The organism is Rhizobium yanglingense (genome assembly GCF_977109285.1).
This window is the reverse complement of the sequence record NZ_CDSAWY010000001.1, coordinates 1-24,322: the sequence shown is the minus strand read 5'-3', so window position 1 is coordinate 24,322 and position 24,322 is coordinate 1. Positions and strand designations below refer to the sequence as shown.

Annotated in this window: 16 protein-coding genes and 8 pseudogenes; 9 read left to right on the top strand and 15 right to left on the bottom strand. The window is 60.3% G+C overall.

Translation table 11 applies throughout. The annotated features are described in order from the left end of the window. Window positions 1-236: 236 nt before the first annotated feature. The 3 genes from ACW4PC_RS00120 to ACW4PC_RS00110 are packed head-to-tail and all read left to right on the top strand — an operon-like array spanning window position 237 to window position 3,421. Window positions 237-1,646 (top strand): circularly permuted type 2 ATP-grasp protein, encoded by a 1,410-nt coding sequence (locus ACW4PC_RS00120; RefSeq protein ID WP_022717103.1) that lies wholly within the window; start codon window positions 237-239, stop codon window positions 1,644-1,646. Beyond that, window positions 1,646-2,590, top strand: a complete 945-nt coding sequence (locus ACW4PC_RS00115; RefSeq protein WP_183922188.1) for an alpha-E domain-containing protein — start codon at window positions 1,646-1,648, stop codon at window positions 2,588-2,590. The genes ACW4PC_RS00120 and ACW4PC_RS00115 overlap by 1 nt, the downstream gene beginning before the upstream one ends. Before the next feature lie 12 nt (window positions 2,591-2,602). Continuing rightward, complete coding sequence (locus tag ACW4PC_RS00110; protein ID WP_455872460.1) at window positions 2,603-3,421, top strand: transglutaminase family protein; 819 nt, start codon at window positions 2,603-2,605, stop codon at window positions 3,419-3,421. An 87-nt stretch (window positions 3,422-3,508) separates the two neighbouring features. Here the strand turns inward: ACW4PC_RS00110 and ACW4PC_RS00105 are convergent, their stop codons facing one another. Next, window positions 3,509-3,739: a hypothetical protein gene (locus ACW4PC_RS00105; RefSeq protein WP_455872459.1), complete on the bottom strand. Its 231-nt coding sequence runs from the start codon at window positions 3,737-3,739 to the stop codon at window positions 3,509-3,511. A gap of 16 nt (window positions 3,740-3,755) precedes the next feature. On the opposite strand from ACW4PC_RS00105, the gene ACW4PC_RS00100 reads away from it, so the two are divergent. Then, window positions 3,756-4,019, top strand: coding sequence for a DUF1488 family protein (locus tag ACW4PC_RS00100; RefSeq protein WP_455872458.1), 264 nt, complete (start codon window positions 3,756-3,758; stop codon window positions 4,017-4,019). A 12-nt stretch (window positions 4,020-4,031) separates the two neighbouring features. Here ACW4PC_RS00100 and ACW4PC_RS00095 read toward each other — a convergent pair whose 3' ends face one another. From ACW4PC_RS00095 to chvE, 10 genes and pseudogenes are all read right to left on the bottom strand, one after another. Next, complete coding sequence (locus tag ACW4PC_RS00095; protein ID WP_455872457.1) at window positions 4,032-4,859, bottom strand: transglutaminase-like domain-containing protein; 828 nt, start codon at window positions 4,857-4,859, stop codon at window positions 4,032-4,034. A 90-nt stretch (window positions 4,860-4,949) separates the two neighbouring features. After that, window positions 4,950-5,825 (bottom strand): transglutaminase family protein, encoded by an 876-nt coding sequence (locus tag ACW4PC_RS00090; protein WP_455872456.1) that lies wholly within the window; start codon window positions 5,823-5,825, stop codon window positions 4,950-4,952. A 43-nt stretch (window positions 5,826-5,868) separates the two neighbouring features. After that, window positions 5,869-6,108 (bottom strand): hypothetical protein, encoded by a 240-nt coding sequence (locus ACW4PC_RS00085; RefSeq protein ID WP_455872455.1) that lies wholly within the window; start codon window positions 6,106-6,108, stop codon window positions 5,869-5,871. Window positions 6,109-6,465: 357 nt separating this feature from the next. Further along, window positions 6,466-8,205, bottom strand: coding sequence for an L-arabinonate dehydratase (gene araD, locus ACW4PC_RS00080; RefSeq protein WP_283068810.1), 1,740 nt, complete (start codon window positions 8,203-8,205; stop codon window positions 6,466-6,468). 59 nt (window positions 8,206-8,264) lie between these two features. Continuing rightward, window positions 8,265-9,698, bottom strand: coding sequence for an aldehyde dehydrogenase family protein (locus ACW4PC_RS00075; RefSeq protein ID WP_455872454.1), 1,434 nt, complete (start codon window positions 9,696-9,698; stop codon window positions 8,265-8,267). 71 nt (window positions 9,699-9,769) lie between these two features. Continuing rightward, window positions 9,770-10,765: an AraD1 family protein gene (araD1, locus tag ACW4PC_RS00070; protein WP_455872453.1), complete on the bottom strand. Its 996-nt coding sequence runs from the start codon at window positions 10,763-10,765 to the stop codon at window positions 9,770-9,772. A gap of 111 nt (window positions 10,766-10,876) precedes the next feature. Then, window positions 10,877-12,085, bottom strand: a complete 1,209-nt coding sequence (gene mmsB, locus ACW4PC_RS00065; protein ID WP_022717091.1) for a multiple monosaccharide ABC transporter permease — start codon at window positions 12,083-12,085, stop codon at window positions 10,877-10,879. After that, the gene (locus tag ACW4PC_RS00060) at window positions 12,082-13,443 is read right to left on the bottom strand and encodes an ATP-binding cassette domain-containing protein (protein ID WP_455872452.1); all 1,362 of its coding nucleotides are present in this window, start codon (window positions 13,441-13,443) and stop codon (window positions 12,082-12,084) included. The genes mmsB and ACW4PC_RS00060 overlap by 4 nt, the downstream gene beginning before the upstream one ends. Window positions 13,444-13,465: 22 nt before the next feature. Then, window positions 13,466-13,603: pseudogene (locus tag ACW4PC_RS00055) on the bottom strand (ATP-binding cassette domain-containing protein); the annotation flags it as partial. A gap of 119 nt (window positions 13,604-13,722) precedes the next feature. Beyond that, window positions 13,723-14,787: a multiple monosaccharide ABC transporter substrate-binding protein gene (chvE, locus tag ACW4PC_RS00050; RefSeq protein WP_183922202.1), complete on the bottom strand. Its 1,065-nt coding sequence runs from the start codon at window positions 14,785-14,787 to the stop codon at window positions 13,723-13,725. 272 nt (window positions 14,788-15,059) lie between these two features. Here chvE and ACW4PC_RS00045 point away from each other — a divergent pair, with 272 nt between their 5' ends. Then, window positions 15,060-16,064, top strand: a complete 1,005-nt coding sequence (locus ACW4PC_RS00045) for a LysR family transcriptional regulator (protein WP_455872451.1) — start codon at window positions 15,060-15,062, stop codon at window positions 16,062-16,064. A 57-nt stretch (window positions 16,065-16,121) separates the two neighbouring features. After that, window positions 16,122-16,608, top strand: a pseudogene (locus ACW4PC_RS00040) (hypothetical protein). On the opposite strand, the pseudogene ACW4PC_RS00035 reads toward ACW4PC_RS00040, so the two are convergent. Beyond that, window positions 16,609-16,841: pseudogene (locus ACW4PC_RS00035) on the bottom strand (hypothetical protein). Window positions 16,842-16,995: 154 nt separating this feature from the next. Here ACW4PC_RS00035 and iolG point away from each other — a divergent pair. Both iolG and ACW4PC_RS00025 read left to right on the top strand, forming a co-directional pair. Further along, a pseudogene (iolG, locus tag ACW4PC_RS00030) lies at window positions 16,996-17,992 on the top strand (inositol 2-dehydrogenase). A gap of 174 nt (window positions 17,993-18,166) precedes the next feature. Further along, window positions 18,167-19,056: pseudogene (locus ACW4PC_RS00025) on the top strand (DMT family transporter). A 6-nt stretch (window positions 19,057-19,062) separates the two neighbouring features. Here ACW4PC_RS00025 and ACW4PC_RS00020 read toward each other — a convergent pair. The 3 genes and pseudogenes from ACW4PC_RS00020 to ACW4PC_RS00010 all read right to left on the bottom strand — a co-directional run bounded on the left by ACW4PC_RS00020 (window position 19,063) and on the right by ACW4PC_RS00010 (window position 23,461). Further along, window positions 19,063-20,817: pseudogene (locus ACW4PC_RS00020) on the bottom strand (B12-binding domain-containing radical SAM protein). A gap of 226 nt (window positions 20,818-21,043) precedes the next feature. Next, window positions 21,044-22,701: pseudogene (locus tag ACW4PC_RS00015) on the bottom strand (DEAD/DEAH box helicase). Window positions 22,702-23,047: 346 nt separating this feature from the next. After that, on the bottom strand, window positions 23,048-23,461 hold the full coding sequence (locus tag ACW4PC_RS00010) for a hypothetical protein (RefSeq protein ID WP_455872450.1): 414 nt from the start codon (window positions 23,459-23,461) through the stop codon (window positions 23,048-23,050). 250 nt (window positions 23,462-23,711) lie between these two features. Here ACW4PC_RS00010 and ACW4PC_RS00005 point away from each other — a divergent pair. After that, a pseudogene (locus ACW4PC_RS00005) lies at window positions 23,712-24,322 on the top strand (hybrid sensor histidine kinase/response regulator); the annotation flags it as partial.

Here is a 24,322-nt window from a genome sequence, read left to right as displayed (position 1 = left end):
CACTGGCGCGATTTGCCTCGACGGGGCGGGCGGAAAATAATCACATGCCCACTTTTTGGTCGCGCTCGCTCGACCGGCCGTCCGGGCCCTCGCGATGCTGCCGCCTAAATGCACGGTTTTTCGGCTGTTTTTGGCGCTGAGGGTGATTTTAGGAATCTTCTCTTCGAACTGTGCATGGTTCTTGCATTGCCTTTTGCATTGTATTCAAATGAACAAAAAGAAGGGGAGCCACACCTTTGGCATTTGATGAAATGATCACCGGGGATGAAAATCCCCGTCAGCCATATGAGAAATATTTCGAGTGGTACAATGCCCAGGACAGGGCGCATCTGATTGCCAAATCTCGCGACGCGGAAAACATCTTCCGGAAAACCGGCATCACCTTCGCAGTTTACGGACATGCGGATTCCTCCGAGAAGCTCATTCCCTTCGACATCATCCCGCGCATTATTTCCGGCCGCGAATGGCGCAAGCTCGCTCAGGGCATCGAGCAGCGCGTGATTGCGCTGAATGCCTTCCTGGACGACATCTACCACAAGCAGGAGATCATCCGCGCCGGCCGCATTCCGCGCGAGCTGATCGAGAAGAACGATACGTTTCTTTCCGAGATGATCGGCTTCCGCCCGCCCGGCGGCGTCTATACGCATATCGTCGGCACCGACATCGTGCGCACCGGCGAGGATCAGTTCTACGTGCTGGAAGACAATGCCCGCACGCCGTCCGGCGTCAGCTATATGCTGGAAAACCGGGAAACCATGATGCAAATGTTTCCGGAACTCTTCCACGAGAACAAGGTCCAGCGCGTCGAGGACTACCCGTATCTGCTGCGCCAATCGCTTGCCTCGCTCGCCCCTCCCGGCTGCAAGGGCAAGCCGCGCGTCGCGGTGCTGACGCCCGGCATCTACAATTCCGCCTATTACGAGCATTCGTTCCTCGCCGACATGATGGGCGTGGAACTGGTCGAGGGGGCGGATCTGCGCGTCATCGACGGCAAGGTGAAGATGCGCACGACCCGCGGCTATGAGGCGATCGACGTGCTTTATCGCCGCGTCGATGACGACTTCCTCGATCCTTTGACATTCCGTGCCGATTCCGCCCTCGGCATTCCGGGCATCATGGATGTCTACCGCTCCGGCAACATCACCATCGCCAATGCGCCGGGCACCGGCATCTGCGACGACAAGGCGATCTATTCCTACATGCCGGAGATCGTCGAGTTCTATACCGGCCGGAAGGCGCTTCTCGAAAACGTGCCGACCTGGCGCTGCTCGGAGGCCGACAGCCTCAAATATGTGCTGGAACACCTCGAAGAACTCGTCGTGAAAGAGGTGCATGGCTCCGGCGGCTACGGCATGCTGGTCGGCCCGACGGCCTCGAAGAAGGAGCGGGCCGATTTTGCCGAAAAGCTGAAGGCCCGGCCGAATAACTACATCGCCCAGCCGACGCTGTCGCTCTCCACGGTGCCGATCCTCGTCAACAAGGGCATCGCACCGCGCCATGTGGACCTGCGGCCCTATGTGCTGGTTTCCGACAAGGTGCAGATCATTCCGGGCGGCTTGACCCGCGTCGCGCTGAAGCAAGGCTCGCTGGTCGTCAATTCGAGCCAGGGCGGCGGTACCAAAGACACTTGGGTATTGGAGGATTGATGCTCGGAAGAACTGCAAACGGACTCTACTGGATGTTCCGTTACATCGAGCGCGCCGAGAATATCGCGCGTCTTATCGATGCCGGCCTGCGCATGTCGCTGACCCGAAGCGGCACAGGCGACGACGACTGGGATGGCGTGCTGCAGAGTGCGGGTGTCCGCGAAGCCTACGACGAAGGGCACGCCAAGCTCACCAGGGTCGATGCGATCGACTATCTGCTGCGCGACCATTCGAACCCGTCGAGCGTGATGTCATGCATCGATTCCGGCCGCAACAACGCCCGCATGGTTCGCACGGCTCTGACGCGCGAGACCTGGGAGGCGACCAACGAATGCTGGATCGAGCTCAAGGCCCTGCTTTCCAAGCGCCTCAAGGCGGCCGAAATGCCCGAGGTCATCGATGTCATCAAGCGGCGCGCGGGCCTTATCCGCGGGGCCTTTCATGGCTCGATGCTGAGAAACGAGCTCTATAACTTCGCGCGCATCGGCACCTTCATCGAGCGGGCGGACAATACGAGCCGCATTCTCGACGTGAAGTACTACGTGCTGCTGCCATCCATCTCGCAGGTGGGGTCCTCGATCGACAATGTGCAGTGGGAATCGATCCTGCGTTCGGTTTCAGCGCACCGTTCCTATAGCTGGGCCTATGATGAGGAGTACAAGGCGGCCAATATCGCCGACTTCCTGATCTTGAATGGCCAGATGCCGCGGTCGCTGGCCTATTGCTACGAAAAGATCGTCAGCAACCTCGGCTACATATCGAGCAGTTACGGTGGTGAACGCCTGTCGGCCCACGATACCGCCGACGCCATCCGGACATCATTGCAAACGAGGCAGATCAAGGACGTCATGGACCAGGGGCTGCACGAATTCCTTGAGGATTTCGTCAATCGCAACAACCAGCTGGGCATGGAAATTTCCGACGGCTATCGGTTCTACGTATAAGCGGGGCATGAGATGAGACTGAAGATTAGCCATGTCACCGAATACCACTACGACGAGCCGTCGCAGTTCTCCCTGCAGCGGCTGCGCCTGACACCGCCCTCAGCCTTCGGTCAGAACGTTTTGAACTGGTCGTTGCATGTCGAAGGCGCCAAGCCAGAGGTGGAGTATGACGACCAGTTCGGCAACCATGTGAACCTCGTCTCGCTGCAAGGCGAACAGCGGGTGACGCGCATCGTCGCCGAGGGTGAAGTGGAAACCGAAGATCGCAATGGAGTGACCGGCCCGCATACAGGCTTCTGCCCGCTTTGGCTGTTCCTGCGCGACACGCCGCGCACCAAGCCCGGCAGGCTCATCAGGGAACTCATACGGACCGTAAACGGCGACAATGAGCTCGCGCTGATGCACGCGCTGATGGCGGCCATTCACGAAGCGGTCGACTACAAGCCGGGGACCAGCAACACGGACACGACCGCCGAACAGGCGATGGAAAAGAAGAGCGGCGTTTGCCAGGACCACGCCCATATCTTCGTTTCGGCGGCTCGCGCCCTGCAGGTGCCGACGCGCTATGTCTCCGGCTACCTGATGATGGAGGGGAAGGCGGAGCAGGCCGCGACGCACGCTTGGGGCGAAGCGCACATTCCTGGCCTCGGCTGGGTCGGCTTCGATCCGGCAAACGACATCTGCCCCGATGCCCGCTACGTCCGCGTCGCTTCCGGCCTGTGCTACCGCGACGCAGCCCCTGTTTCCGGCATGCGCATCGGCACGCCGGGCGAGAAACTCTCTGTCATGGTCAAGGTCGAAGATCAGGGCCAGATGCAAAGCCAGAGCTGATGGCCAACGTGGCTAAAAACTATTCGCAGAAAGGAAGATCGGAAGATTTTCATTTTGGCGTTACTTAGATTTCGGCTCAAAGCCGTGCTATAATAAGCTATGGCTTATTCTTCGAAAGATCTGGAGCTTTCCCGCCGGCGCGTGGCGGAAGACAGAAAGCACATCGCGGCGCAGGAAGCCCATATTGCGGGTGTTTTGCTGCGGGGAGAACCGAGCTCGCTGGCCACAGAACAGCTCGTCGATTTCAATGAGCAACTGCGTGCCCACACTTTCGAATGCGATTTGATCGCTGCAGCTCTTCGCGCTGACCGCGCTCATTTGGAGGACTAGCCGAATGACGCTTATCTTTCCCAACAGAAGCCGTACTTTCGACGAAACGAGGAAGGCTGTACGCTTTACCGGCTACGACGGCATGTTCGAAATCAGGTTTCTCGTCGAAGCAGCAGCGCTTGGACAATCCGCTGCGGCGAACGCTTCGGAGCTTGCCTGTCTCAATGCCTTTGACGCCGCACGCTCTACGATCCAGGAAGCAGCCGTCAGAGCCTATGCAAATCGGCGCGGAAATAATCTGACGCTCACCGCACGGGATTTCCGCTGATCGTGAAAAGGTTCAGGAGATGGCGCCGTTATCGCTGGGCACCTCTTCCGTCACGACATCGAACTGCTTCAATAAAGCCGGGCCGAAAGCGGTCGATATGGCCACATCCGTCGCATCGCGGCCGGTTCCCATCAGTATGCGGCCGATGCGCGGGACGTTGTGCCGGGCATCGACCGTATGCCAGTGGCCACCCAGGTAGACTTCGAACCAGGCACTGAAGTCCATCGGCGCGGGATCGGGCGGCACGCCGATATCGCCGAGATATCCTGTGCAATAGCGCGCTGGTATGTTCAGGCAGCGGCAGAGCGTTACGGCAAGATGCGCGAAGTCGCGGCACACGCCGGTCTTGTCGCAATAGCCACCATGCGCGGTACGGAGTAGATCGGCTTTCAGGTAGTCGAATTCGATATGGCCGTGCACGAAATCGGCAATGGCCTGCACCCGCGGCCATCCGGGTTTCGTCTTCGAGAACGTCGCCCAGGCGAAATCGCTCAACCGGTCCGTATCGCAATAACGGCTGCCAAGAAGGAAAACGAGCACGTCGTCCGGCAGGTCCTTGATCTCGTGTTGCTGCGCATCCAGCGGCACCGCATCGGGCTGGCCGCTGTCGTAGATCTCGAACACGGTCGAAATCGTGGTCAGTCCCGGCGGGGCGACGATGCGTGTGCAGGAATTCCCGAAACTATCGGTGTAGTTCCACGCCGCGATCGGCTGGCTGAACGACAGCACCTGATCCGTCAGAAGGTCGGGACGCCGCGAGGGGTGGACATTCAGGACGAGAAGCATTGGCGTTGGCTGCACACATTCATAGCCGATCGTGAAACCAGCGCGAATCTTCATGGAAGCTCCTTCGTCCAGCAAGCCCGCAGGCCATCAAGGAACGCCAGCAGAACACTTCGGTTCCACAGGGAGGGGCCCCTTCGCCATATTTTACTGTTGGGTGGTGACGTTGACCTGCACAACCAGGTCGTCGAAATCGTCCGCCGCTCCGTCATAGCTGCCCCAGAGCGGAACCGCCTGGCGAGGATCGCGCGCAACGCCGACGCGGATCAGATCGTGGTTGCCGACGATGCCGTTCGTGGGATCAAATTCCACCCAGCCGGCGCCCGGGAGATAAACCTGGCACCAGGCATGCGTCGAGCCGCCGCCGAGCGTCGTCGAGCCGTCGCGATCCGGCACGTAGATATAGCCGGTGACGAAACGGGCGGCCAGGCCAAGCGAACGCGCCGCTTCCATCATCAGCAGGGCAAAGTCGCGGCAAGTTCCCTGCCGCATCATCAGCGTCTGGATCGGGGCCTGCGTTCCATGTTCAGAGCGGCGGGCATAGACGAAACTCTGGTGGATCGCATAGCAGAGCGTCATCAGGACGTGGCCTGTCTGGCCCGACGAGCTTGTTCCGACGAACTGATGCGCCCAGTGTGCGACCGCACCCCCCGGATCCTCGTAGTGGCGCGTGATCGTGCAGGAAAGGTCTGTCATCTCCTCGTCGTCGTAGGAAAAAGGGTAGGTCAGCGCCTTTCGATCGATTTCGAGATCGAGCGGCACCTGCGGCGTGTGGTCGAGGCGAATATTGGTCTCGAACCGCAACTGATCGGCCGGCCGGTCTATATCCACGAGCGCAATGCAATTCCCGAAGACGTCGTGTATCCAGCGGATTCCTGCCGGTTCCGGATCGATCGTCATCGTTGCGTCCAGAAGGCGCTGGTCGAAGCTGTCCCGCGGGCGGAAAAGCACGCGGTGCTGGCCAAAGGCAACGGGCCGTTTGTAGGAATAATGCGTGATGTGCTTGACGGAATAAACGGTCATCCTGCCTCGCCCGCCCGGAGCTTTGATACGACAAAGGCTGTGGCTACTCGAATTCCGGCACCAGACCTGAGCGGAACAGGATTACCGATGGGCCTTGTTCGCCGATCGCATGGTTTTCGCTGCACCAGACGACGACCCCATCATAATCCTTGACGAGCGTCTGGGCGACATAGACGGCCGTTTCTTCCCTCTTCATCTGCCGAGGCTCGAATGCCGGAATCAGGATACCGTGCTCATCCTTGTTAAAGGCGCTGAGCACAATCGATTTTTGCACTCCAGGCATGGTTCCCTCCCTACCGCGGTAACGGCGGCGAGGCGAGAACGTTCCGGAAGAAATGAGGCTCGCAAAGAAAAAGGCGGAACTTTCGTACCGCCTTTTGACGCTCGGGACCGTTTGGCCCCAGGGGCTGCGCGGTCCATCGGGATCTTCGAGCCGCGCGGGCCGACCAGGAAATCGACGTCGGCACCCTTATCGGCCTCTATGACCGTCTAATGTAAGCTGGCCATAGCCGCCCTCGATCGGCACTTGCGGCTTGACCCAGGCGGCGCGGCGCTGAAGCGCCTTTTCTTTCCAACCAACCAACGAAAAAAGGCGGGGCTTCACCCCCGCCTCATCGATTTGCTGTCTCGATGCGCTCCGCTAGTGGCTGTCCTTGCCGACCGCGTTTCCGCGACATCCCTTGAGGAAGTCGAGGTCGGCGCCGGTATCGGCCCCTTCGACATGCTGCTGGTGCAGCCAGGCATAGCCGGACGTCGGCAGATCATGGTTCGGCTGCCATTCGGCGAGCCGCCGGGCCAGCTCCTCCTCAGAAATGTCGAGATGTAGACGACGGTTCGGCACGTCCATCTCGATCATGTCGCCGTTTTTCACCACCGCGAGCGGCCCGCCGACCGCCGCTTCCGGGGAGGTGTGCAGCACGACGGTGCCGTAGGCCGTTCCGGACATGCGGGCGTCGGAGATGCGCACCATGTCGGTGATGCCCTTCTTGAGCACCTTGGGCGGCAGGCCCATGTTGCCGACCTCGGCCATGCCCGGATAGCCCCTTGGTCCGCAGTTTTTCATGACCATGACGCAGGTTTCGTCGATGTCGAGGCTGTCGTCGTTGATCTTGGCCTTGTAGTCGTCGATGTCCTCGAACACCACCGCCCTGCCACGGTGCACCATCAGGTGCGGGGAGGCGGCCGAAGGCTTCAGCACCGCGCCCTTCGGCGCCAGATTGCCGCGCAGCACGACGATGCCGCCCGAAGAGGTCAGCGCCTTTTCGGCAGGCAAGATCACATCCTCGTTCCAGTTGACGACGTCCTTGACCTCATCCCACATGGTTTCGCCGGATACCGTCAGCGCGTCCTTGTGCAGGAGGTCCGCCTCGCCGAGGCGCTTCAGCACCACCGGCAGGCCGCCGGCATAGAAGAACTCCTCCATAAGGTACTTGCCCGACGGCATCAGGTTGACGATGGTCGGGACCTCGCGGCCGCACCGGTCCCAATCGTCCAGCGAAAGATCGACGCCGACCCGGCCGGCCATGGCGAGCAGGTGGATGACGGCGTTGGTCGATCCACCGATAGCCGCATTGGTGCGGATGGCGTTCTCGAAGGCCTCTTTCGTCATGATGTCAGAGGGCTTCAGATCGTCCTTAACCATCTGAACGATACGCCGGCCGGTGAGCTGCGCCATGACCTTGCGGCGGGAATCGACCGCCGGGATCGCGGCGTTGCCGGAAAGCGCCATGCCGAGCGCCTCGGCCATGGAAGCCATGGTGGAGGCGGTCCCCATGGTGTTGCAGGTGCCCGACGAACGGCTCATCGAGGCCTCCGCCTCGAGGAACTCGGCCTGCGTCATCTCGCCAGCCTTCACCATTTCGGAAAACTTCCACAGATGCGTGCCTGAGCCGACGCGTTCACCGCGGAAATAGCCGTTCAGCATCGGCCCGCCCGTGACGACGATCGAGGGCAAATCGCAGGAAGCTGCCCCCATGAGAAGCGACGGCGTGGTCTTGTCGCAGCCGACCATCAGCACGCAGCCATCGATGGGTTGCCCGCGGATCGCCTCCTCGACCGCGAGCGCGGCAAGGTTGCGATACATCATCGCGGTCGGGCGAAAGGTGTTTTCGGATGCCGAGAACACCGGCACCTCGACCGGGAAGCCGCCTGCCTCCCATACGCCCGCCTTCACCTTCTCGGCGAGCTCTCGCAAATGACCGTTGCACGGCGTCAGATCCGACCAGGTGTTGAGGATGCCGATAACCGGCCGTCCGTCGAACAGGTCGTGTGGATACCCTTGGTTCTTGAGCCAGCCGCGGTGATAGATCACGTCTCGGCTCGTGCCGCCGTACCATTCCTGCGACCGCAGCTTACGCGGCCATTCAGCTTTCTTTTTCATAGTCTCTGTCCTTCACGGCTTCCAGTTCGCCTCGCGCGACCCGGAAGCCGATGATGTCGTTACGCCAGGGTGTATGACGTCTTGACGGTTGTGAAGAATTCGGCGGCGTATTTGCCCTGCTCGCGCGAGCCGTAGGACGAGCCCTTGCGTCCGCCGAAGGGAACATGGAAGTCGACGCCGGCGGTCGGCAGGTTGACCATGACCATGCCGGCTTCGGCATTGCGCTTGAAGTGCGTCGCGTGCTTGAGGCTGGTGGTCGCGATGCCCGACGACAGGCCGAACGGCGTGTCGTTGGCGACAGCCAGCGCCTCGTCGTAATCCTTGACGCGGATGACCGATGCCACCGGTCCGAAGATTTCCTCGCGGGAAATGCGCATCTGGTTGGTCGCTTCGGTGAACAGCGTCGGCTGCAGGTAGAAGCCGGGTGTGTCACGCGCGATCAGCTCGCCGCCGAAGGCAAGCTTGGCGCCTTCCTTTTTGCCGATCTCGATGTAATCGGTGTCGGTCTTGAGCTGTCTCTCGTCGACGACCGGGCCGATATGCGTGCCGGTCTTCAGCGCGTGATCGACGTTCAGTGTCTTCAGCTTCTCGGTCATGGCCGCCACGAACCTGTCGTGGATGCCTTCCGTCACGATCAGGCGAGACGATGCCGTGCAGCGCTGGCCGGTCGAAAAGAAGGCCGAGTTGGCCGCCGCTTCGACGGCGACGGAAAGATCGGCGTCATCGAGGATGACCATCGGGTTCTTGCCGCCCATTTCGAGCTGAATCTTGCGATTATGCTCGATCGAGGAAACCGCGACGCGCTTGCCAGTGCCGACGGAGCCGGTGAAGGTGATGCCGGCAAGGTCGGGGCTGTCGAGCATTGTCTGGCCGACGATCGAGCCCTTGCCCATGACGAGGTTCAAAACGCCCTTCGGCAGGCCCGCACGGTTGAGGATGTCGACGATCGCCCAGGAGCAGCCGGGCACGAGTTCGGCCGGCTTGAAGACGACGGTGTTGCCGTAGCAGAGCGCCGGGGCGATCTTCCAGGCGGGGATCGCGATCGGGAAGTTCCAGGGCGTGATGATGCCGATGACGCCGAGCGGCTCGCGGGTGATCTCGACGCCGATGTTCGGACGCACGGAGGGCACGACTTCGCCGGCCAGGCGCAGCGCTTCGCCTGCGAAGAATTCGAAGATCTGCGAGGCGCGGATCGTCTCGCCGATGGCTTCCGGCAGTGTCTTGCCTTCTTCGCGGGCAAGCAGCGCGCCGAGTTCGTCCTTGCGCGCCATGATCTCGTCGCCGGCCTTCTTCAGGATGACGTGGCGCTCCCAGATGCCGGAACGCGACCAGGCCGGGAAGGCGGCCTTGGCGGCGGCGATCGCGTTTTTGGTGTCGGCGGCGGAGCCGCTGGCATAGAGGCCAACGACCTCCTTCGTATCGGACGGGTTGATGTTTTCGACGGCGTCGGCGCCGGTCCATTCGCCGGCGATCAGGTTTTGATAAATGGTCATGGGCTGAACGAGCCTCCTTTACCCTTTACAGAGTGGTCCGGCCGCAGATCGCGGCCAGCCCAGCGCAAAATTCAAAGCTGCTTCACAGCGATATTTTCCTCGGCGGCAATCTTCAGGGGATTGCGCAGCGGCAGGCCGAATTCGGCAACCTCGATTTCGAAAACATCGCCTTCTTCCGTCTTGACGCCATCTGCGAAGGAGAGCGTCGCCGTGCCGAACATGTGGACGTGAACGTCGCCCGGGACGCGGAAGAGGCCATACTTGAAGTGGTGATATTCGAGGTTCGCGAAGGTGTGCGACATGTTCGCCTCACCGGAGAGGAACGGCTTTTCGAAGATCACCTTGTCGCCGCGCTTGATGCGCGAGGTACCGCGAATGTCTTCCGGAGCAACGCCGATGCGGATTTCCGGACCGAAGCTTGCGGGACGCAGCTTGGAGTGGGCAAGATAGAGATAGTTGATCCGCTCGGTGACGTGGTCGGAGAATTCGTTGGAGAGCGCAAAGCCGATGCGGAACGGGGTACCGTCCTTGGCAATCACGTAGATGCCGGCCATTTCTGGCTCTTCGCCGCCGTCAAGCGCGAAGGAAGGGGAGACGAGGGGAGCGCCGGGCGCTGCAGCGCCGTAGCCGTTGCCCTTGTAGAACCATTCGGGCTGGACGCCCTTTTCTCCAGCCTTCGGCTTGCCGTTCTCGATGCCCATCTTGAACATCTTCATCGAGTCCGTGAGGGTTTCTTCTGCGGCCTCGGTGGTCTTCTTGTGCATGGAATCACGGGTCGCCGCTGAGCCAAGATGCGTGAGGCCGGTACCCGTCAGATGCAGGTGAGCAGCATCCGGATGCGTGATCGGCGGGAGGAATTTGCCTTCGGCATAGGCCTTTTCCAGATCGACGGCATCGCCATAGCCATGCGCCTCGATGATGGAAACGAGCGACTTGCCGGCGTCTGCAGCTTCCATTGCCAGCGCGTATACGCTGCCTGCATTCTGCACGGCTTTCGCTGCACCGCCCGGCTCACGCACGGCGACGATGATCTCTCCGTTTGAACCCTTGATCTGCGAAATAAGCACGGCTTTCATCCTCTTTAGCTGGGTGCGGAAAAGCTCCGCCTCTCCGGCTCCCGAGGGAGCCGGAACTGGTCTTACTCATGACTGCAAATGCCAGGACTGGCGCCGGAGCGCTTAGCCCTTATTCTTGTTATAGACGTCGAAGAAGACGGCGGCCAAAAGCACGAGGCCCTTCACCATCTGCTGGAAGTCGATACCGAGGCCGACGATCGACATGCCGTTGTTCATGACGCCCATGATGAACGCGCCGATGACGGCACCGGTGATCTTGCCGACACCGCCGGAGGCCGAAGCGCCGCCGATGAAGCACGCCGCGATGACGTCGAGCTCGAAACCCACGCCTGCCTTCGGCGTTGCCGAGTTCAGTCGAGCCGCCACGATCATGCCTGCGAGACCGGCAAGAACGCCCATGTTGACGAAGGTGTAGAAGCTCAGGCGCTCGGTGTTGATACCGGAGAGCTTGGTGGCCTTTTCGTTGCCGCCCATCGCATAGATGCGGCGGCCGATCGTCGTGCGGCGGGTGACAAATGCATAGGCTGCGATCAGCACGAGCATGACGACGAGAACGTTCGGCAGGCCTCTGTAAGTCGAAAGCTGATAGCCAAGGAAGAGGATCGCCAGGGAAACGACGGCGTTCTGGGCGATAAAGAAGCCCATCGGCTCGACATCGATGCCGTGGCTCTCATTCACCTTGCGGCGGCGCCAGGCCAGGTAAAACAGCACGACCGGAATAATGAGTGTCAGGATCAGCGAGGTGGACTGCACCGGCGTTCCGGCGATGTCGATCATGCTGCCCGGTAGGAAGCCGGTGCTGATGATCTGGAAATCCTTCGGGAACGGGCCGATGTTTTTGCCCCCGAGTACGAAGAGCGTCAGGCCGCGGAAGACCAGCATGCCGGCAAGCGTCACGATGAAGGACGGGATGCGGTGATAGGCGATCCAGTAGCCTTGGGCGGCACCGATGATGCCGCCGATGATCAGGCAGAGAATGCCCGCCACCACGAAATTCATCTGCCACGTGACCATCATCATGGCGGCGAGGGCGCCAACGAAGGCGACAATCGAGCCGACGGACAGGTCGATATGGCCGGCCACAATGACGAGCAGCATCCCGAGCGCCATGATGACGATGAACGAGTTCTGCAGAACGAGGTTCGTCAGGTTGACCGGCTTGAAGAGAATGCCGCCGGTGTAGAACTGAAAGAAAACCATGATCGCGACGAGCGCAATGAGCATGCCGTATTCACGGATATTGCCACGGATATAGTCGGCAACGGAAACGACGTTGCTTTCCTCGGCGGCTGGAGGGTTGACCGGAGTCATTGTTTCTTCTCCCCTGAGCGCATGATAGCGCGCATGATGGTTTCTTGGCTCGCCTCTCCCTTTGGCAGTTCCGCAACGATACGCCCTTCATTCATGACATAGATGCGGTCGCACGTGCCAAGCAGTTCCGGCATTTCCGATGAGATCATCAGGACGCCTTTGCCGTCGGCGGCGAGCTGGTTGATGATAGTATAGATTTCGTATTTTGCACCGACATCGATACCGCGGGTGGGTTCGTCGAGGATCAAGACATCGGGATCGGAGAACAGCCACTTGGACAGCACGACCTTCTGCTGGTTGCCGCCCGAGAGATTGACCGCTTCCTGGAAGATGCTGGAACTGCGGATGCGCAACTTCGAGCGGTAGTCCGATCGCGACCTTCGATTCCCTGATGCTGTCGATGACCGCTCGCGTTCGAGATCCCGGCTAGATTGGCGAGCGTGGTGTTGTGAACGATGTTCTCGCCGAGCACGAGGCCGAGATGCTTGCGGTCCTCGGTCACATAGGCGAGACCGGCGTCGATCGCCTTGCGGACGGTGCTGACATCGACGTGCTTGCCATCGCATCAGCACTTCGCCGCTGACCTTGTGGCCATAGGACTTTCCGAAGACGCTCATGGCGAATTCGGTGCGGCCGGCACCCATCAGGCCGGCGATGCCGACGACTTCGCCCTTGCGGACGCTGATGTTGACATTGTGCAGCACCTGCCGGTCGCGGTGATGCTGGTGATAGGCGTTCCAGTTCTTGACTTCGAGGATCGTTTCGCCGATCGGCACGGAGCGCGGCGGATAACGATCGGCAAGCTCGCGGCCCACCATGTTCTTGATGATGATATCTTCGCTGATTTCTTCGGTGTGACAGTCCATCGTCTTGACCGTCATGCCGTCGCGCAGAACCGTGATCTGGTCGGCAACCTTGCGCACTTCGTTCAGCTTGTGGGTGATGATGATCGAGGTGAGGCCCTGGTTGCGGAACTCGATCAACAGGTTCAGCAGCGCATCTGAGTCGCTTTCGTTGAGTGATGCCGTCGGCTCGTCGAGGATCAGGAGCTTCACGCTCTTCGACAGCGCCTTGGCGATCTCGACGAGCTGCTGCTTGCCGACGCCGATGTCGGTGACAAGCGTGTCCGGAGATTCGCGCAGGCCGACTTTTGCGAGCAGCTGCCGCGTGCGGTTGAACGTTTCCTGCCAGCTGATGATGCCGCTCTTGGCATTCTCGTTGCCGAGGAAGATGTTCTCGCCGATCGACAGAAGCGGCACGAGCGCCAGCTCCTGGTGGATGATGACGATGCCGATTTCTTCCGAATCCTTCAGGACCTTGAAGTTGCGGCATTTCGCCTTCGTAGACGATCTCGCCATCGTACGTGCCGGCCGGGTAGACGCCGGAGAGAACTTTCATGAGGGTCGATTTTCCGGCCCCGTTCTCGCCCACCAATGCGTGAATTTCACCCTGACGAACCTTGAGGTTCACATTCTCAAGCGCTTTAACGCCCGGGAACGTCTTGGTGATGTTCCGCATTTCGAGGATTGTATTGTCCATAGTCAAAATCCAACGCCAACAGCCGGAGATACGGCGCGACGATCATAAAAGTGAAGACCGGAACCCGCAACCAGCGGATTCCGGCCAACTTGGTACAGTTACTTCAGCTGGTCAGCCGTGTAGTAACCGCCTTCGACGAGAACCTTCTCGTAGTTGGTCTTGTCGACCGCTACCGGCTTCAACAGGAAGGACGGAACAACCTTGACGCCGTTGTCGTAGGTCTTCGTGTCGTTGACTTCCGGCTCCTTGCCGGACATGACAGCGTCGACCATTGCAACGGTGACCTTGGCGAGTTCGCGCGTGTCCTTGAAGACTGTCGAGTGCTGTTCGCCAGCAATGATCGACTTCACGGACGGAACTTCAGCGTCCTGGCCGGAAACGACCGGGAGCGGCTGATCCGGAGTGCCGTAGCCGACGCCCTTCAGCGACGAGATGATGCCGATGGAGAGACCGTCGTACGGAGACAGGACGGCGTCGACCTTGGCGTCGGTGTAGTTAGCCGAGAGCAGGTTGTCCATGCGGGCCTGGGCTGTTGCGGCGTCCCAACGCAGCGTGCCGACCTTGTCCATGCCGGTCTGGCCGGACTTCACGACGAGCTTGCCGCTGTCGATGTAGGGCTGCAGGACAGACATTGCGCCGTCGTAGAAGAAGAAGGCGTTGTTGTCGTCCGGCGAACCGCCGAAGAGTTCGATGTTGAACGGACCCTTGCCATCCTTGAGGCCGAGGGCGTCAACGATGGAGGTTGCCTGCAGAACGCCAACCTGGAAGTTGTCGAACGTTGCATAGTAGTCGACGTTGGCCGAGTCGCGGATCAGGCGGTCGTAGGCGATGACCTTGATGCCGGCGTCATGAGCCTTCTGGAGAACGTCGGAAAGCGTCGTGCCGTCGATGGCGGCAATGACGAGAACCTTAACGCCCTTGGTGACCATGTTCTCGATCTGAGACAGCTGGTTTGGAATGTCGTCGTCTGCATACTGCAGGTCGGTGCCGTAGCCCGCTGCCTCAAGCTGCTTGACGATGTTGTTGCCGTCGTCGATCCAGCGAGCGGAAGATTTCGTGGGCATTGCGATGCCGACGGTCCCCTTGTCCTGCGCCAGTGCCGGCATAACGAATGAAGCGACGCCAAAGGCGGCCGCAGCCATCAATGAGATAATGGATTTCATTTCTCTCTCCCTTGTTAATAGACGGCGGACGAATATTCGCCCGCCACGAAACTGTGGCAGGTTCCGTAGATTGGATAGTTACTTCAGATGGTGAGAAACGAAGTAGGTCTCCTCCACGATCTCACACGTGTTGAGTGCCAACCAGCACACGGCCGCAAACTCGTATGGAATCTTATAACTGTCAAATAGAATAAGTGGTAAAGTGCATAACAAATTTGGTATATCGTTAAAAAGTATTACTTTTGATGGAAGGCGGATGGGAGGCCGCAACCATGGCGATTGTTTCCGGGTCGATTTCCGAGGATCGGATCGATATCCACAGCGACAATATCGGCGATGATGCCTTTCTGCGTGCGGGCTTGAAGCTGAATCACCTGCGCATGATCGTCGCAATCGAAGATAGCGGACAGATTTCCGCGGCGGCGGAGATCCTGAACATCTCCCAGCCTGCCGCCTCCAGAATGCTCGCTGAAATGGAATCGATCGTTAAGACGCCGCTTTACGAACGAGTCGCCCGCGGTGTCGTGCTGACGACTTTCGGACAAGCACTCGCCAAGCGTGCACGAAAAATTCTGCTGGAACTGCGCGAGGCCAGCCGCGAGATCAGTGAATTGAAGAGCGGCAAGGGCGGTTCCGTCTTCATCGGCGCGGTCACAGCGCCGGCCATGAGCCTGGTTGTTCCGGCCATCGACAAGGTTCGCAAGGCGTTTCCCGGTATCGAGATCAACATAGAGGTCGAGACCAGCAATGTTCTCGCGCGGGAATTGCTCGCCGCCAGGCACGATTTCATCATCGGCCGCATTCCCGACGACGTTAATCCGCGACTCTTCGAAGTGCGCGAGATCGGCGTCGAAAAAGCCTGTCTGATCGTGCGCAGGGACCATCCACTCCTCAAGAAGAATGCGAGCAGCCTCGCCGATCTGCATGGTTACGGGTGGGTCTTCCAGCCGCCGGGCACGCTGCTGCGGCGGACGCTGGAGGATATCTTCCTGGCGGCGGGCGTGCCGTTGCCGGAAAATATCGTCAATACGTCTTCCTTGCTGCTCACCTGCGCGATCATCTGCGAGACGGACGCGATCGCACCCGTTGCGCTGGATGTTGCCCAGTTCCTCGCCGGCCAGGACGCGAAGGCATCCGACGTGCGCGTGCTGCCGACCGATTTCAAGATCGACGTAAAGCCCTACAGCCTCATCACCGCACGCGAGCGCGCCCTGCCTCCGAGCGCGCGGCTTCTCTACGACCTCATCCTCGAGGAAAGCCGGAAGCAGGGAGGCTGAGCGCAAGCCCGGCGCCATGCTGGCGGTGTTCAATGCGCTACTTCGAAGGGAAGGGGCATGTTGTTCGGGCAATCGGTTTTTCAATCCGTTCTGGAGCGGCTGAAAGCAGAAGAAGAAAGCGAAGACGAGGCAGAGGCGTCCGTCGCGCATCGCGTCCACGGCTTCACCACCGGTCTCGCCTTCGACGTGATGGAGGGCGTATCAGCGGCCTCGCAACGGCGCGCGTCAAGCCTATCTCGATAATCTGGAACCGGAGACGCATGTTGCCGCGGCAGACGAAAACATCCAGCCGCAGCCCCTTGCCGAGCCTGAACCGGAAGCCGTCATGCCGGAACATCTTGCGCGCACCGCGCCTGCCGAAATCGCTGCGGAGCTCTCCATCACAGCCGCCGATACACTGCAGACGCTGAACGAAAAGCGCCGTGCCTTTGCCAAGTCGAACCATCCCGATCGCGTCGCGCCTGCATTCCGGGAGAATGCAACGAAGCGCATGATGCTCGCGAACCTGCTGATCGATGAAGCCGTGCGGCGCCGCGGCCGCTGATTATTCGGGGTCCGTCTCTTCCTGTTTGGGAGCCTCGGCGGGTGGCTGCGGCTTGAAAGTCCAGAAGAGCATGTAGAAAGCATAGACGCCGGCGCCGGCCGACAGCACGCCCCAGAACGGGTCGCCGGTAATGAACTCCAGCGCCGCCCAGCCCAGGCACAGGCCGGCACGATCAGCGCCCGCACCCAGACGCGGCGGTAGGCCGGATGGTTTGGATCGAATCCAGCTCGCATGTGTCCCCCGGTCATATTTCGATCACTTGTCTTTAGGATGGATTTCTGAGAATGCGAAAGGGCAACGGGCTTGACGGCTCGAACAGAAAATGGAATGAAAATTCCACAATTGTTACAATTCGGTTTATTTGTTCCGAATTCCAGGGAGGTTCTCATGACAGTCAGATTTGGTCTTCTCGGCGCCGGCCGCATCGGCAAGGTTCACGCGAAAGCCGTGAGCGGCAACGCCAATGCGAAGCTCGTCGCCGTCGCCGACGCGCTTTCCACAGGCGGCCGAAGCGATCGCTTCCGCCTATGGCTGCGAGCTCCGCACCATCGAGGCGATCGAGGCCGCCAAGGATATCGACGCCGTCGTCATCTGCACGCCCGACCGACACGCACGCGGATCTGATCGAGCGCTTCGCCCGCGCCGGCAAGGCGATCTTCTGCGAAAAGCCGATCGATCTCGACGTTGCCCGTGTCAAGGCCTGCATCAAGGTTGTCGATGAGACTAAGGCGCAAGCTGATGGTCGGTTTCAACCGCCGCTTCGACCCGCATTTCATGGCCGTGCGCAAGGCAATCGACGACGGCGCGCATCGGCGAGGTCGAGATGGTGACGATCACCTCGCGAGATCCCGGCGCCCCGCCGGTCGACTACATCAAGCGTTCTGGCGGCATCTTCCGCGACATGACGATCCACGACTTCGACATGGCCCGCTTCCTGCTTGGCGAGGAGCCGATCTCCGTAACCGCAGCGGCCGCTGTCCTTGTCGACAAGGCAATCGGCGAGGCGGGCGACTATGACAGTGTTTCGGTCATTCTGCAGACGAAGTCCGGCAAGCAGGCGATCATCTCCAACTCCCGCCGCGCCACCTACGGCTACGACCAGCGCATCGAAGTGCACGGTTCAAAGGGCATGGTAGCGGCCGAGAACCAGCGTCCGGTCTCGATCGAAGTCGCCAACGGTGACGGCTACACGCGCCCGCCGCTGCACGACTTCTTCATGACCCGTTACACGGAAGCCTACGCCACCGAGATCGCAAGCTTCATCGCCGCGGTCGAGAAGGACGCAACGATTTCCCCCTCCGGCGCCGACGGCCTTGCCGCGCTGGCGCTCGCCGATGCGGCGGTCCAGTCCGTCAAGGAAGGCAAGCTCATCAAGATCGGCTGACGGCAACTCCCGGCCGCGAAGCCGCGCATGAGATGGCCGGGCATACGCCCGGTCATTTCTGCCTTTTGCGCCAATCATCAGCGAAACTTGAAATAAGTATCAATGCTTCGCCTTTGACGCGAGGGCGCTTGGGGACTATCAGCGCCCGATACCGCATTGCCCCCCAGGCCTCCCATGACCCTTGATCGTTTCGCTCCCGCCATTTTTGTCCTCCTTTGGTCTACCGGCTGGGTCGTCGCGAAATATGCGGCACGCCATTCGGAGCCCTTCACCTTCCTCGGCATCCGTTATGCGCTTTCGGCGCTGGCGTTTTTCGCTCTCTGCTGGGTGCTGAAGGCGAAATGGCCGGATCGCGCGACTGTTCTGCGCGCGATCTATTCCGGTTTCTTTCTGCACGGATTCTATCTTGCCGGCCTGTGGTGGGCGATTGCCAATGGCGTTGCGGCTGGCATTTCCGGGATCATCGCCGCGCTGCAGCCGCTGCTGACGGCGATGGTGGCGCCCTTCCTGATCGGCGAACGCCTGCAGCCCACCCAGAAGTTCGGACTTCTCCTCGGCTTCTTCGGCATAGCGATCGCCGTTTCCCCGAAACTTTTCGATCCAGCCTCCGCGAGCCTCGTTCACGCCGCGGTGCCGCTCGCGATCAATCTAATCGCCATGGTCTCCGTCACATACGGCACGATCTACCAGAAGAAACACTTGCAGACGGGTGATCTCAAGACGATCGCGACGATGCAATATGTCGGGGCGCTTATCATCACCCTGCCGCTCGCGCTCGCCTTCGAGCGGCTGCATTTCGATGCAACGCCAGAGGCTCTCGGCGCGCTGATCTGGTCGGTCTTTGGCCTGTCGATGGGCGGGATCGGGCTGCTTCTTTACCTGATCCGCCGCGGCCAGGTCTCGCGGGCGCATCGCTGATCTACCTGATGCCGCCGACGGTCGCGATCGAGGCCTTCATCGCTTTCGGCGAACCGCTGACCGTGCCGCTGATCATCGGAACGATCGTGGTCGTCACCGGCGTCTCTCTGACGAACCGGAAGAGCGCCCGGATGGCTGAGGCTTGATCAAGCCTAATGGTTGGCATGGGTCAACCGCGCGATTTTGCGCACATGCGTGACGGCCGCGGTACCGCCGGCTGTCTTGGTGAACAGATCGAGCTTCTCTTCCTCGCTGTCATCAACCGGCGTCAGCGCCTGGTCCATGTAGTTTTTTGATGCCGGATTTCGTTTGATGAGGAACGCAGGTGCGCTCATGCGCAGGATGGAGCCTGCCAACGCGACGTGCTTGGCAACGGTTTCCCACACGAATTGCGGCCAGAAGACGAGGGGATGCTCCTGCGGCAATCCGGGCCGCCGTTCCGAGGGGTGCTTCAGCCGCAGCAGACCGCTTTGCAGGGGATGCACTTTTTCGAGCGGCACCGTCGTTGCAAAGGACACCAGCACCTTGACGAGGCTTGCAAGCGGCAAGCCAGCGCCGACGGCCCAGCGCAGCAGTCTTCACATGTTCCGGCGAATAGTAGACAACCGCCTCGTGATAGATGCTCTCCCATTCCTGCCGGCTCATCTTCTCGTGCGCAGTCCGCAGACATCTTCAACATCATTGGGTCTTCGAGGATCGCATCCATCGGGATACCCTCGCAGAGCGTCTGGTGATCCTCCAGACCAGCAGCGTCAGGACGGAAGAACTCGATGACATCGAGCGGCAGTTCGTGCTGAATGATCTTGATGTCGCGGCGAATGGTTTCCGGCGTGTCGGAAGGAAGCCGGGATTCTGACCCAGCGTCATGATGCCCTGCGCTTTCCAGGCGAGCAGCATCTTCCGGTATTCGGTGATCTTGTTCTGGTTCTTCTTGGCGGCCGTCAAATTGTCGGGATTGACGTTCTCCAGGCGGTAAAACACGTGACGCCGGCGCGTTTTGCCTTCGATGAAGTTCGGGATCTTGTCGACAGAGCATATCGACCTGGATCATTCAGGCCGAGCGGGATGCCATGCCCTTCCTTCAGTTCAATCAGCCGGTCGAAGATCGCTTCCCAGTCCTTGTTGCGGGCGAAGTTGTCGTCGGTGATGAAAAATTTGTGGATGCCCTGCGCCCAGTTCATCCGCACCAGCTTCGATATCGTCAGTGAACGAACGGGATTTGCGGCCCTGCACATTGATGATCGTGCAGAACGAGCACTGGTAGGGGCAGCCGCGGCCGGCATCGAAGCTGCTGCTTAGCCCGAGCGTGTGTTCGACATTTTTTTTGGGCAGGAAGGGGACAGGCGTGCCGCCGATGCCCGGAAGGTCGTTCATGAAATTGTAGACCGGCTCGAGCTCGCCATAGGCCGCGTCCTGCAAGACCTTGTCGAGCCCTGCCTTCGGCCTCGCCGGCGAACATCGAAATGCCCATCTCCCGGCAGGCGTCGAGTTCGACCGCCTTGCCGTCGAGCATCGAAAGACAACCGGAAACGTGAAAGCCGCCCCATGAGACTGAATGCCCGCGGCGCGAAACGGCCGGGCAATGTCGAGCGCCCGCGGATACTGGTTCGACTGAACGCCGACCAGCGCGACCATGCCAAAATTATCGTGCTGCCTCAGCAGCGCGAGAGCAGTTGCCGGAATATGCACGCGTGTGTTGGTTTCGTCGATCACCTTGATGTCGATGCCGACGCCGGGGCCGAGCACTTCGCGCTCCGCGCAGTCTGCCGCAATCCAGAAGACCGCCACGAGTTCGAAGGGATCATGGCCCGCCACCAGCGGATCACATAGCCGTCGTCGTCATAGTGCGACGGCTTGAGCAGAATGAGCTGAAAGCGGCGGCTGCCGGACGCTACGGGTGATCGCAAGGTCTATCTCTCTTATTGAATAAGCAGTCTGTCGTTGAATGCACTCAATGAGGGCCAGTGTCGCGAAGGCGCTGGCATGCAACCGGAAATTGCTAAGATCGGCAGATATGCCCGGAAAATAGCAATGCAGTCCGCGATAGTGTCACATGTCGCGGGCGCGCAGTCCTTTCAACTGTTGGCCGGACGCTAATTTCACCTAGGCTTAAAGCAAAAAAAGGCCGGAAATTTACGGCCTCTTTCGTATGCTCAAGACCTGTTCGCGACGCTGACCAGCCATTGCGGGGGCCCTTGCGACGTATGCCTCCAGCGCCGTCCTGGACGGATCCGCGTGAGCCTGTGGCCGCGGTAGGCTCGCCATGCTTGCGGCCAGGGCGGCCGTGCGCATTACGGGCGCCGCCGGGATGATGGCGGTTCGCATCGGCGCTGCCGTGGCGCTGTTGCGGCTTCTTGGCCAGTCGGAAATCGGAAGTCGATACGAGGTCGTTGTCCAGGCCCTTGGGGTGTCGCTTCGCCAGTTATGGCCGCGGAAGTCCTCGTACGGGCCGTCGCGCTCGGGACGCGGACGGCGCTCGCGGCGTTCCTCGTTGTTGGCGCGGACCTTGGCCGGCTTCGCCTTCGCGGCGCGGACGGCGGTCCTGGCGATTGCCGAGGCGCTCTTCACCCGGACGGCCATCGCCGCGACCTTCGCCACCACGGCCCTGGCCACCGCGATTGCGGTTGTTGCCGTTGCCGTTGCCGTTGCCGCGGCGCGGAGCCGCGCGCATGTCTGCCGGCGCCTCGCCGCTGGCAACGATGATCTCGATGCCCATCAGCTTTTCGATATCGCGCAGCAGGCGTGCCTCATCCGGCGCGCAGAAGGCGATTGCGATGCCGTCGCGGCCGGCGCGAGCCGTGCGGCCGATGCGGTGCACATAGGCGTCCGGCACTTCCGGCAGATCGTAGTTGAACACATGGCTGACGGCCGGGATATCGATGCCGCGGGCGGCAACGTCGGTTGCGATCGAAGTCTTGATGCCTCCGTCGCGGAATGCCTTCAGGGCGCGCTCGCGCTGGCCCTGGCTCTTGTTGCCGTGGATGAAGACGACCGAATAGCCGACGTGATCGAGATGCTTCATCAGCTTCTCGGCGCCGTGCTTGGTGCGCAGGAACACGATCGCGCGGCCATCCGGATTTCGGAAAGCGACTTCTTCAGCAGTTCCGTCTTGTCATTCTTGCCGCCGACAAAGTGGACGTACTGTTCGACCTTGTCCGCAGCCTTGCCGGAAACCTCTTCCACCTTGATCGGATCGGTCAGGTATTCGCCCGGAATTGGCAATCGCCTTCGGCGTGACTTCCGAAAGAGCATGGTCTGGCGGGTAACTCAAAACAGCTTGGCGATGTTCTCCAGGTCTTCGCCAAGGGCCAGGCCGATCAAGCGTCGCTCGTCGGCGCGCGATAGCGCACCGTGGTTCACGTGATGGCGCGGCGGTTGACGAGGTCGAGGAGGCGGCCGGGTCTGGCCGCGGAATCTCGGTGCCGCGTTCAAGCTGCAGCTGCTGCTTGTTGATGGACACGCCGCCGACAACGACATTGATGCGCAGCGGCGACTTGCGGACGAAGTTCTTGAGGTTCTCGGCGATCTGGTTCACCAGCTCGCGGGTCGGAGCGAGATAGCGTACGCGTCGTCGATCTCGGGACGCCTGTTTCATGGGCGAGCAGTTTTTGAATGAGCGGCAGGCCGAAGGCAGCCGTCTTGCCAGTGCCGGTCTGGGCGAGGCCGATCAGATCGCGACCTTCGAGGAGAAGAGGGATTGCCTGCGCCTGAATGGGCGTTGGCGTTTCAATGCCGAGCTGAAAAAGCGTGGCGACGATCGGCTGGACACAGAGCAATTCAAAATTAGTCAAGTCATAACCTTTCGGGCGCCGAAACGATGTGCCGGATCACACCATGCGGTCCGGTCTCGTTCTGGCGTCAAGAACCCCGCGTGAAGTGGGAACTTGTGTGTTGGAAAAACTTTCCACGCTCTCGCCGCGCTTCGATAGCAGTCCTATGAAATGCGCTTTTATCCTTCTTCTTGTACCGTCTCTTTTCGCGGGGCAGCTCACGCGGCGGCCGGAAGGTGAAAGCTGGGCCTCATTGATTAGTCAGGTTGAAAGTCAGACATGCTAGAGAAAGGTGATGCGCCGCCGCCTGAACGAGCGGCGGCGTGCCGCACACATACTCCTTAATAGCCGGGGCAGACCTGAACTCTCACCCATACGTCCGCTCGGTGATCGTAGCGGCGTTCCACGCCGCAATATCCATAATTGCGGTAATAGGAGGGGTAAGGCCGATCGTCGGAGCGATAGTCAGGCCGGTAGGGCCGGTGGTGGCTTCCCGATAGACCGGATAAGGCCTGTAGTAGGGCCTGTCATCAGGTGTATGGTCGCTGCCGTAATAAGGTCCCGAAGTAGGCTCCATAGTAAGATCCGGGATAATAATAGCCGTAGCCAGGGTAGGGACGCGCAGCCTGCGAGAGCAGGATGCCGCCGATTGCTCCGGCCGCAACACCGCCCCAAAACCATCGCGCGAACCGGCGTCCGCCGATTTGCCGAAATGAGGGAGGTGCCAGTCAAAGTCAACGCCATACGACCCCGCCGCCATGCTTTTGTGAAGTACGGACATGATCGTCTCCTTTCATAGACGAACTTGTTTCTTGAAGCCGATTAGGAAACCGTGGCGAAACGCGGCCAACTGATCGAGTTCAGTCTTACAACGTGGGAGATTATAGCATAGTTCCTGGATCTTCTTGGGCCGAACTTCGTTGTCCCGGCTTCAGATTTCCGGAACTTGTGATCGTTAAAACCTTGTTAAACGGCTTACACCTATAGTGGATGCCAGAACAAAACTCCTTCTGCGAGCGAGGCGACATCTTTTGACATCGAGCGGGAACCTTCTCGAACTGGCATGCAGCCGGATCGCAGATCTGGATACGCCTGCCTATGTAGAGAACAGCGAGCTTCGCTACGTTGCCGTCAACGAAGCCTATGCCGCTTCTTCGGCAGGCAAATTCCAGTTTGACGGCCACCGGAGCCCGCGAAATTCTCGATCGTCCGGAAGGGAGGAGCGTGAAGACAAGGAGCGCCGCGCGCTCGTCTTCGGCGCCGAAACCGCCATCTGCTTCGATGCCGCCGCAACCGAGCATGAGCGGATCCAATAGAAGCTTTCATCATCGCAAGACGGCCTATGCTCGGTATCTTCGAGGCGCGCGCGCAGCCCCGCGGCACGGTGCTTCTCGGGGCCGGATCAGGCTTTGCTCGCCGATTTCGAGCGCGTCCGTGCCACGCTGGAAAAACTCGATCATCCGGTCGGCATTTTCGCCGATGCCGACGGCCGCCCGCTGATCGTCGATTGGGCCTATCGAAACGGAGGCAAAGCATCGCCCGCTGAAACCGGGTGGCACGAGAGCGTGAACGAGCTCGATCTCCTCCGGACCAAGATCATGGAAGACCTGCCGGTCGCCGCCTTCGCGCGCGATGAACAGCA